The organism is Pseudomonas reidholzensis (genome assembly GCF_900536025.1).
In the GTDB taxonomy this organism is placed as follows: domain Bacteria; phylum Pseudomonadota; class Gammaproteobacteria; order Pseudomonadales; family Pseudomonadaceae; genus Aquipseudomonas; species Aquipseudomonas reidholzensis.
This window is the reverse complement of record NZ_UNOZ01000026.1, coordinates 53,699-63,727: the sequence shown is the minus strand read 5'-3', so window position 1 is coordinate 63,727 and position 10,029 is coordinate 53,699. Positions and strand designations below refer to the sequence as shown.

The window sequence follows — 10,029 nt, the reverse complement described above, 5'->3', positions numbered from 1 at the left end:
CCTTGTTAAAGCATCACCTTCCCATGCCATACGACGCGGCACAGTGGTCTAGACGCTTCGCTCGCTTACCGTTGCGGGGGCAGCACCGGGATTGTCGGGCCTTTATAGGAAGGCCTGCGACGCACCGGTTTCCCGTTTCACCCCGTGTGGGGCACCTGAACGCAGGGCGCTAGCAAATCACGGGGGGGATTTCCAGTCAATGACAGGCGAGATGTTTGCTGGTTGCGTCGGGTTTGTGCGGTGCTGCAGGGTGCTAGCCACAGGCTTCTCGGGCGCCTTCAAGAACGAGCGCCGCCCGCGCGGCGCATCGCGGGTGCATGTCACAGCTTCTCTAGCGCCCTCACTATCGAGCGCCGCCCGCGCGGCGCTCGATCTTGAGGGCGCTAGAGAAGCCTGTGGCTAGCACTTCGCGATGCGCCGCGCGGGTCTCGCTCAATCCGAGGGGCGCCAGAAAAGCTGCACTAGCACCTGCAAGCACCCCATAGATCCCGAGTGTGCCTCAACATCCCACGCCACAGTTGACCACCCGCCAAGCACTGCGTAGCCTTGCCGATTCGAGGTTCTCCGGCGTTGGCCGGAGCTAAGACGGGAACGCGGTACAAGCCGTGGCTGCCCCCGCAACTGTAGGCACTGATCAGGATCGACACAGCCACTGCGCCCTGCGCGCGGGAAGGCGTCATCCACCCGGCCCGGCGCCGGTGCGGTGCAAGCCAGGAGACCTGCCTCGAAGCGCTTTCGACTTTAATCCGGGCGGGGTGATCCGGTGGCGAACGAGCCCGGCCTTGCGGCCCGCGGCTTTCGTCCTGCATGCCCGCGCCATCCTGCCAAGGGCATCGAAACATGAAAACACTGGCCAAGCTCCCCGTTACCATCGTCACCGGCTTTCTCGGCTCGGGCAAGACCACCTTGCTCCGGCACATGCTCGACAACGCCCAGGGCCGCCGTATCGCGGTCATCGTCAACGAGTTCGGCGAGCTCGGCATCGACGGCGAAATCCTCAAGCAATGCAGCATCGGCTGCACCGAAGAAGAAGCCTATGGCCGGGTCTACGAACTGGCCAACGGCTGCCTGTGCTGCACCGTCCAGGAAGAATTCTTCCCGGTCATGCGCGAACTGGTAGCGCGCCGTGGCGATCTCGACCACATCCTCATCGAAACCAGCGGCCTGGCCCTGCCAAAACCGTTGGTCCAGGCCTTCCAGTGGCCAGAAATCCGCAACGCCTGCACCGTCGACGCGGTGATCACCGTGGTCGACAGCCCAGCCGTCGCCGCCGGCACCTTTGCCGCCTACCCAGACCAGGTCGACGCGCAGCGCAAGCTCGACCCCAACCTGGACCACGAATCGCCCCTGCACGAGCTGTTCGCCGACCAGTTGGCCAGCGCCGACCTGGTGGTATTGAACAAGGCCGACCTGATCGACGCCGAAGGCCTGGCCAAGGTCCGTGCCGAGGTCGCTGAAGAGCTGCCGCCGGCGGTCAAGGTGATCGAGGCCAGCAGCGGCCGCCTGCCACTGGAAGTGCTGCTGGGCGTGGGCGCGGAATCCGAAGCGCACATCGACGCGCGTCGCACCCACCACGATTCGCACCATGACGACGATGATCACGACGATCATGACCACGACGCCTTCGACTCGATCTCCATCGACCTGCCAGAAGCTGACGAAAGCCTGCTGCTCGACGCCCTGACCCAGCTGGTGGTCGAGTTCGGCATCCTGCGCGCCAAAGGCTTCGCGGCCATCCCGGGCAAACCGATGCGGTTGCTGATCCAGGGCGTGGGCACGCGCTTCGACAAGCACTTCGACCGCGCCTGGCGCGCCGACGAGCCGCGCATCACCCGCCTGGTGCTGATCGGCCAGGAACTGGACGCCGCACAGCTCGAAGCGCGTCTGCGCCAGGCCCTGGGCGCCTGACCCATGCACCTGCTGCGGACCCAGCCCGGCGGCTTCGTGCCGGACGACAGTATTGCCGACCTCGGCCAGACACCGGCCGAGCTGGTCATTCTCTGCAGCGGTGATTCGCACCTGGCACTGCTCGCCGAAACCGCCGAGCAGCTGCCAGACGACTTCCCCAGCCTGCGCCTGGCCAACCCCATGCAGGTGCAGAACCACGCCTCGGTCGACCTCTATGTCGACCAGGTACTGCGCCACGCCAAGGTCGTGCTGGTGTCCCTGCACGGTGGCGTCGGCTACTGGCGTTACGGCGTCGAGCAGATGGTCGAGCTGGCCAGCCGCGGCGTGCGCCTGATCCTGGTGCCCGGCGACGACCGCCCCGACCCGGAGCTGACCGGCCTCGGTACGGTGCCGGCCGAACAGGCTGAGCGGCTCTGGCACTATTTGCGCCAGGGCGGCAAGGCCAATGCGCTGAACCTGTTCAACTGCCTGGCCAACCTCTGGCTCGAGCGCGACTACGCCTGGCAGGAGCCACAAGCGCTGGCGCGCACGGTGGTCTACCACCCGCAAAAAGCCAGCGCCGCCTTGCAGGACTGGTATGAGGACTGGGACCCGGCCCACCCGGTGGCGCCGATCCTGTTCTACCGTTCGCACCTGCAGGCGGCCAACACTGCCTTTATCGACGTGTTCTGCCAACGCTTGCAGGCGGCGGGCCTCAACCCGCTGCCGATCGCCGTGGCCAGCCTCAAGGAACGCGGCTGCCTCGACCAGGTTGAAGCCTGGCTGGACGAAGTCGAAGCCGAGGTGGTGATCAATACCACCGGTTTCGCCATGTCCAGCCCCGACCAGCCCAACCTGCGGCCACTGCGCCGGGACATCCCCGTGCTGCAGGCGATCTGTGCCCAGGACAACCAGCAAGGCTGGGAGACCAGCGAGCAGGGCCTAGGCGCCCGCGACCTGGCCATGCACATTGCCCTGCCTGAACTGGACGGGCGCATCATCACCCGGCCAGTCAGCTTCAAGGACCTGGCCTGGCGCAGCGAGCGCAGCCAGTCCGACGTGGTCTGCTACCGCGCGCACCCCGAGCGCATGGACTTCGTCGCCGAACTGGCCCGCCGCTGGGTCGAGCTGGCGCGCCTGCCCAACGGGCAGAAACGCGTGGCCCTGGTGCTCGCCAACTACCCGACCCGCGACGGCCGTATCGGCAACGGCGTGGGCCTGGACACCCCGGCGGCGGCGCTGAATATCCTCCAGGGCCTGCGCGCTGAAGGCTATCCGCTCGGCGAGCTGCCAGACACCGGCACCGCGTTGATCCAACAGCTGCTTGGCGGCGTCACCAACGACCTCGATCACCTCGACCAGCGCCCCTGCGCGCAGAGCCTGAGCCTGGCCGACTACCAGCAGGCGTTCGCCCGTCTGCCCGAAGCCAACCAGCGGGCGGTGCTGGAGCGCTGGGGCCCGCCCGAGCAGGACCCGATGTTCCGCAGCGGGCGGCTGATGGTCGCCGGCCTGCGCTACGGGTTGACCTTTGTCGGCATCCAGCCGGCGCGCGGCTATCAGGTCGACCACAGCGCGGTGTACCACGACCCGGACCTGGTCCCGCCGCATGGCTACCTGGCCTTCCACTTCTGGCTGCGCCACGCCTATGCGGCCGACGCGGTGATCCACGTCGGCAAGCACGGCAACCTCGAATGGCTGCCCGGCAAGGGTGTCGGCTTGTCGGCGCAGTGCTGGCCGGACGCGCTGCTCGGGCCGCTGCCGAACATCTACCCGTTCATCGTCAACGACCCGGGCGAGGGCGCCCAGGCCAAGCGTCGCACCCAGGCGGTGATCATCGACCACCTGATGCCGCCGCTGACCCGCGCCGAAACCTATGGGCCGCTGCGCGACCTCGAGCAGCTCGCCGACGAGTACTACGAAGCGCAACTGCTCGACCCGCGCCGCGCCCGCGAGCTGCAGCGCGACATCCTCGAACTGGTGAAGGCCAACCACATCGACCGCGAGTTGCAGCTCGAAGGCCAGCTGGAGGACGCCGCGGTGTGGCTGCCACGGCTCGACACCTACCTGTGCGACCTCAAGGAATCGCAGATCCGTGACGGCCTGCACGTGTTTGGCCAATCGCCACAAGGGCGGTTGCGCATCGACACCCTGCTGGCGTTGCTGCGGGTCGAGCGTGGCGATGGCAAGGGCGGCAACGCCAGCCTGATCCGGGCGTTGGGCAAGGCCTTCGAGCTGGGCTTCGATCCGCTCGACTGTGACCTCGGCCAGGCGTGGCAGGGGCCACGCCCGGCGCTGTTGCAGGCCCTCGGCGAAGACCCGTGGCGCACCTGTGGCGACACCCGCGAACGCCTCGAACACTTCGCGCTGCAGTTGATCGAGCAGGCACTTGAAGGCCATGCCCAGTTGCCGTCAGCGCCGCTCTGGGAGCCTGTGCGGGACGTCCTGCAGGCGTTGCTCGAGTCGGTCGCGCCCAACCTCGACGCCTGTGGCGCGGCTGAGCTCGGTGGTTTGCTCGCGGCGCTGGCCGGGCGCTTCGTGCCGGCCGGCCCCAGTGGTGCACCGAGCCGCGGGCGCCTCGACGTACTGCCCACCGGGCGTAATTTCTATGCCGTGGATGTGCGCAACCTGCCCACCACCACGGCCTGGCGCCTGGGCTTCGCCTCGGCCAGCCTGATCCTCGAGCGACACCTGCAGGACCACGGCGACCACCTGCGCCAACTCGGCCTGTCGGTGTGGGGTACGGCGACCATGCGTACCGGCGGCGATGACATCGCCCAGGCCATGGCCCTGATGGGCGTGCGCCCGGTGTGGGCCAGCGGCAGCCAGCGGGTCGACGACTTCGAGATCCTCCCGGTGAGCTTGCTCGACCGGCCGCGGGTCGACGTGACCTTGCGCGTCTCGGGTTTTTTCCGCGATGCCTTCGGCAACCTCATTCGCTTGTTCGATGCGGCGGTGCAGGCCGTTGCCGCACTGGACGAGCCCGACGACCTCAACCCGCTGGCGGCGCGTGTGCGGAGCGAGCGCGCGGCGTTGCTGGCGCAGGGCGTGCCGGCCGAACAGGCCGCGCGCCAGGCCGGCTGGCGGGTCTTCGGCGCCAAGCCCGGGGCCTATGGCGCCGGGGTGCAGAACGCCATCGACGGGCGCCTGTGGAACGACCGCGCAGACCTTGCCGAGGTCTACCTCAACTACGGCGGCTACGCCTATGGCGGCAGCGACGAGGGCACGCCGGCGCGGGCCCAGTTCGCCACCCGGCTGAGCCAGGTCCAGGCCGTGCTGCAGAACCAGGACAACCACGAGCACGACCTGCTCGACTCCAATGACTACTACCAATTCCAGGGTGGCATGCTGGCGGCCGCCGAGACCTTGGCCGGCGAATCGCGGGCCAGTTATCACGGCGACCACAGCCAGGTCGACCGACCGCGTATCCGCACCCTCAAGGAAGAGCTCAACCGAGTGATCCGCGCGCGTGCGCTGAACCCCAAGTGGATCGACGGCGCCAAGCGCCACGGCTACAAGGGCGCGTTCGAGCTGGCGGCGACGGTCGACAACCTGTTCGCCTTCGACGCCACCACCCAACTGATCGACGACCATCACTATCAGTCCCTGGCCGAGGCCTATGTGCTCGACCCGGCGACCCGTGATTTCATGCGCGAGCACAACCCCGAGGCCCTGCGTGACCTCACCGAGCGCTTGCTCGAGGCCCAGCAGCGCGGCCTCTGGCAAGAGCCGGGCAGCTACCGTGAAGCCCTCGAGGAGCAACTGCTCGACGGCGAGGAAGACCCTAGCAATGACTGAACCCCTGCAGTTCCCCCTGGCCGCCGTGGTCGGCGCCGACGGGCTCAAGCTGGCCCTGTGCCTGACCGCCATCGACCCGAAGATCGGCGGCGTGTTGATCGAAGGGCCGCGGGGCATGGCCAAGAGCACCTTGGCCCGCGGCCTCGCCGACCTGCTTGGCAGCGCCGAGCAGCGTCCGCCGTTCGTCACCTTGCCGCTGGGCGCGACCGAGGAGCGGCTGGTCGGCAGCCTCGACCTGGATGCCGCCCTGGGCCAGGGCAAGGCGCAGTTCTCTCCCGGCGTACTGGCCCAGGCGCACGGCGGCGTGCTGTACGTCGACGAGGTCAACCTGCTGCCCGATCCCCTGGTCGATCTGCTGTTGGACGTCGCCGCCAGCGGCACCAACCGCATCGAGCGCGATGGCATCTCCCACCGGCATGACGCGCGGTTCGTCCTGATCGGCACGATGAACCCGGAAGAAGGCGAGCTGCGCCCGCAGTTGCTCGACCGCTTCGGCCTCAACGTCTCGCTCGACGGCCTGCCAGAACCTGCTGCGCGGCAACAGATCATTCGCCGGCGCCTGGCCTTTGACAGCGACCCGCAGGCGTTCTGTGTGCAGTGGGCTGGCGCCCAGCAGGTGCTGGCTGAACGTTGCCAGGCCGCGCGTCAGCGCCTGGAGCGGATCGCCCTGGATGACCAGGCCTTGGCCTGGATCACCGAGCGCTGCTTCGCGGCCGGGGTAGACGGCCTGCGTGCCGACCTGGTGTGGCTGCGCGCCGCCCGCGCGCATGCCGCCTGGCGCGGCAGCGAGCAGATCGAGGAAGAGGACGTGCAGGCGGTTGCCGAGTTCGCCCTGCGCCACCGGCGCCGCGAGGCCCCGCCCAGCCAACAGCCCAGCGCCGCGCCAAGCGCAACCGGCGCCAGTGCCGAGCCGCAAGGCGGGCAGGGCGACTGGGGCGCATTGCCGCCACAGGCGGTGGCGGGCGGCCCGCGGCGTGAGGTACCGAACTGGGCAAAAAAGCCCTGAGCATCCGCCAGCGGGGCAGTCTCGCGGCGGATGCCAAGCCCCGCGTCGGCAAGCTCAGGGGCGCTGCGCGTGGCCGCAGCCGGGCTGCAGCGCAGGGGCGCGTCGCCTGGTTGGCGACCTTGCTCAATGGCCGGCCCCGCCAGTTGGACGACCTGCGTTGGCAGCAGCGTCAGGCACAACCCGCCGAGCTGTGGCTGGTCATCGTCGATGCCTCGGCGTCGACCCGTCGCCACCAGGCACTGGCCCAGACCAAGGGGTTACTCGCCGAGCTGTTCGATCAGGCCTATCGCCAGCGCGCGCGTCTGGCGCTGCTGACTGCCAGCGGGCGCGGCCCGCAATGGCAGCGCCACGGCCTGAAGGCCTCGGCCGCCCTGCAGCCCTGGCTGCAGGCGCTGGGGGCCGGTGGCGGTACACCGCTGATTGCGGCCCTGGAGCAGGCCCGCGACTGGTTGCAGGCGCGGCGCAAGCGTCACCCGCAAGAGGCTCAGCGCTGCCTGGTGTTTACCGACGGTCGCCTGCAGCGTTGGTCGGCGCTGGCGCCGATGCCGTGCGACAGTTGGGTAATAGACATGGAATTGGCGCCAGTGCGCGTAGGGCGGGCGCACTTGCTGGCAGAGCAACTGCAGGCCGAGTATCAGCATATCGAGCAGTTCAAGCGGCTGCGCTGATATATATAAAGGCGGTGGCCGTGCTATCTGCGACCGAATGTCGCAATAAACAAAAGGTACCGTGACGGGCACCGGGGAAGTTAGGGAAGTGCGCGGCGGGTGCGCACTTCCCAATGCCGCTACTGATTACTTGGGCATCGACCAGGGTTGCAGGTCATAGCCTTTTTCACACAGTTCGGCACGCACTTCCTCGATCAGGCTGGCCCATTGGGCAGGGTCGGAATAGATGCGCGAAGAGACTTGCTTGCTGCCGATACGCGTGCTGGTCCGGTCGATCACTGCCAGGCTCAGCTCACCAGTACCGTTGGGTGCATCCCAGGCGACGCACTGGAACGGTTCGAAGGCGTGGTCGGCGATCAGCAGTGCTTCGTTGACACGGAGCGGGGCATTCATGGTTCGGTCTCTCTATGGTCCCAAACAGCGAAAGTAAGTCCGCGCTGCGTAAAGATTCAAAAGTGTGCAGTGCGGGGTTATTTGTACTGATGCTCCAAGGTTGGGGTGGAGTCACACATCGCGTGATTTTTTTTGCCGGGTAGATGTTTCCAACTATTACCCCGGCCCGCGTGCGACGGCAACTTTGTACAGTTTCAGGGCAATCGCGCCGCGTCAGGATTTGACAGACCAACGGTAGTGGGGAGCCGCAGGTTCGTTGCTACTGTTAATTCGGGCGCTGCAACGTGCTGTTTCTATTTGAAAAACCAACAATTGGCGCCAAGGAACGGTCATGCTCGATCCTGCACCGCAACGCCGCTTGTTGATCGTCGACCCGTGCGACGACTGCCACCGCCTCTTGCCGGGCTTGCAAAGCGCCGGTTGGGATGTGCGCAGCTGTCACCTGGGCATGGCCCTGGAGCATCCCTGCGATGTCGGCGTCCTGCGCCTGCAGGCCTCGCACCTGCAATACCCGGACGCGGTCAAGGACATGATCAAACGCAGCAATACCGAATGGATTGCCGTGCTCAGTGCCGAAGAACTGCGCACGCAAAACGTCGGCGACTTCGTGTGCGAATGGTTTTTCGATTTCCACACCTTGCCGTTCGACGTCTCGCGGGTGCAGGTCACCCTGGGCCGCGCCTTCGGCATGGCGCGCCTGCGCGGCAAGGGCACGGTACGGGTGGATGAACCCGAGCACGAGCTGCTCGGCGAGAGCCGGCCGATCCGCGAACTGCGCAAGCTGCTGAGCAAGTTGGCGCCTACCGAGTCGCCGGTGCTGATCCGCGGCGAGAGCGGCACGGGCAAGGAACTGGTGGCGCGTACCCTGCACCGCCAGTCGCAACGGCGCGAACGGCCGTTCGTGGCGATCAATTGCGGCGCCATCCCCGAACACCTGATCCAGTCCGAGCTGTTTGGCCACGAGAAGGGCGCCTTCACCGGCGCCCACCAGCGCAAGGTCGGGCGCATCGAGGCGGCGAACGGCGGCACCTTGTTCCTCGATGAAATTGGCGACCTGCCGCTCGAGTTGCAGGCCAACCTGTTGCGTTTCTTGCAGGAGAAACACATCGAGCGGGTCGGCGGCGAGCAGCCCATCCCGGTCGATGTACGGGTGCTTGCCGCGACCCACGTGGACCTGGAGCAGGCCATCGAGCGCGGCAAGTTCCGCGAAGACCTGTATTACCGCCTGAACGTGCTGCAGGTGGTCACGGCGCCCTTGCGCGACCGGCATGGCGACCTGTCGATGCTGGCCAGCCACTTTTCCCAGTTCTACAGCCTGGAAACCGGGCGTCGGCCGCGTTCGTTCAGTGACAATGCGCTGTCGGCGATGGGCCGCCATGAGTGGCCGGGCAATGTTCGCGAGCTGGCCAACCGGGTGCGGCGCGGGCTGGTCCTGGCCGAAGGCCGGCAGATCGAGGCCCAGGACCTGGGGTTGCAGGTGATCGAGTTGGGCGACCAGCCGCTGGGCACACTGGAGGACTACAAGACCCGCGCCGAGCGCCAGGCCTTGTGTGATGTGCTCAACCGCCATTCGGACAACATGAGCATTGCGGCGAAGGTGTTGGGCGTGTCGCGGCCGACGTTCTATCGGTTGTTGCACAAGCATCAGATTCGCTGACAGCGTCGGCTCGATGGGGGGCTAGCCACAGGGCTCTTCACGGATTATTGGGATAGTTGCTGGTGGTGCCGGGGTTCGATTGGTGAGCTTATCCGGTGGGGGTGGTGCTGCTGCTGGCCCCTTCCGCCCTTACGGCGGGTCACTTTTTTTCTTGGATGGAAAAAAGTAACCAAAAACCGCTTGCTCCTGCATCCGGCCCTCCGCTGCGCTGCGGGTCCCCTCACTCCGGTCTTGCTCCCGTGAGGACCGCGCCGGACGGGCCTTCCTGGCCCGCGGCGCTTGCCGGCCATCCATGGCCGTCACCTCACTCCGCAAGACCTCCGTTCGGCCTCCTGAAGTCGCAGTAGATCAAGATCACAAGCCAGATCAAGATCAAGGGCCAGATCAAGGGCCAGGGCGACGGCTGGCGAATCGCTGCGCTCTCGCGGGTTTATAAGGGCGGTACAGCGCGGCAGCGCCAGAATGTGCATTGACCTTCCGGCCATCGCGGGCCCGCTCCTACAGGTCGGCGCGGTCCTTGTAGGAGCGGGCTTGCCCGCGATGATCAGATATCCACCAAAAATGTCACTATCGAAGATAACGCCAGCCCAGGCGCCACCCCTAACTTGGCGACCTCAGGAGGC

Annotated in this window: 6 protein-coding genes and 2 riboswitches; of the genes, 5 read left to right on the top strand and 1 reads right to left on the bottom strand. The window is 66.8% G+C overall.

Annotated features, from left to right (window positions below):
• A riboswitch (cobalamin riboswitch) is annotated at window positions 1–174 on the bottom strand. This riboswitch is flagged as partial in the annotation.
• 366 nt (window positions 175–540) lie between these two features.
• Window positions 541–741, top strand: a riboswitch (cobalamin riboswitch).
• A gap of 99 nt (window positions 742–840) precedes the next feature.
• The 4 genes from cobW (at window position 841) to CCOS865_RS17245 (ending at window position 7,356) form a co-directional block, all read left to right on the top strand.
• The gene (gene cobW, locus CCOS865_RS17260) at window positions 841–1,908 is read left to right on the top strand and encodes a cobalamin biosynthesis protein CobW (RefSeq protein WP_119143001.1); all 1,068 of its coding nucleotides are present in this window, start codon (window positions 841–843) and stop codon (window positions 1,906–1,908) included.
• 3 nt (window positions 1,909–1,911) lie between these two features.
• Window positions 1,912–5,682: a cobaltochelatase subunit CobN gene (cobN, locus tag CCOS865_RS17255; RefSeq protein ID WP_119142999.1), complete on the top strand. Its 3,771-nt coding sequence runs from the start codon at window positions 1,912–1,914 to the stop codon at window positions 5,680–5,682.
• Window positions 5,675–6,688, top strand: a complete 1,014-nt coding sequence (locus CCOS865_RS17250; protein ID WP_119142997.1) for a magnesium chelatase ATPase subunit I — start codon at window positions 5,675–5,677, stop codon at window positions 6,686–6,688. The genes cobN and CCOS865_RS17250 overlap by 8 nt, the downstream gene beginning before the upstream one ends.
• Window positions 6,689–6,798: 110 nt before the next feature.
• Window positions 6,799–7,356: a vWA domain-containing protein gene (locus CCOS865_RS17245; protein ID WP_244216137.1), complete on the top strand. Its 558-nt coding sequence runs from the start codon at window positions 6,799–6,801 to the stop codon at window positions 7,354–7,356.
• Between the two features lie 126 nt (window positions 7,357–7,482).
• Here the strand turns inward: CCOS865_RS17245 and CCOS865_RS17240 are convergent, their stop codons facing one another.
• Entirely contained in the window at window positions 7,483–7,749 is a 267-nt protein-coding gene (locus CCOS865_RS17240) for a hypothetical protein (protein WP_013972506.1), read from the bottom strand.
• 331 nt (window positions 7,750–8,080) lie between these two features.
• Between CCOS865_RS17240 and CCOS865_RS17235 the strand changes: the two genes are divergently transcribed.
• Window positions 8,081–9,406 carry a sigma-54 dependent transcriptional regulator gene (locus tag CCOS865_RS17235; RefSeq protein ID WP_119142993.1) on the top strand — a complete coding sequence of 442 codons (1,326 nt, stop codon included), beginning with the start codon at window positions 8,081–8,083 and terminating at the stop codon, window positions 9,404–9,406.
• Window positions 9,407–10,029 lie beyond the last annotated feature (623 nt).